The 356-nt window shown below is 51.4% G+C and carries 1 protein-coding gene; it reads left to right on the forward strand.

Annotated features, from left to right (window positions below; all coding sequences use genetic code 11):
- The coding region (locus B2Z72_RS08385; protein WP_297004535.1) for a TCP-1/cpn60 chaperonin family protein at positions 1-356 on the forward strand (356 nt) is incomplete at both ends.

Below are 356 nucleotides of genomic sequence, written 5' to 3' on the forward strand. Positions count from 1 at the left end.
TCCCAGGCTAACGACCAGGCTGGTGACGGTACTACCACTGCAACTGTTCTGGCTCAGGCGATTGTTAACGAAGGTCTGAAAGCCGTTGCTGCTGGCATGAACCCAATGGACCTGAAGCGCGGTATCGACAAAGCTACTGCAGCAGTTGTTGAACAGCTGAAAGCACAGGCCAAGCCATGTGAAGACACCAAAGCTATTGCTCAGGTAGGTACTATCTCTGCTAACTCTGATGAGACTGTAGGTAACCTGATCGCTGAAGCGATGGAAAAGGTTGGTAAAGAAGGCGTGATCACCGTTGAAGAAGCGAAAGGCTTCGCCGACGAACTGGAAGTGGTTGAAGGTATGCAGTTCGACCG

The organism is Thalassolituus sp. UBA6592 (assembly GCF_002433655.1).
GTDB lineage: Bacteria > Pseudomonadota > Gammaproteobacteria > Pseudomonadales > Oceanobacteraceae > Venatoribacter.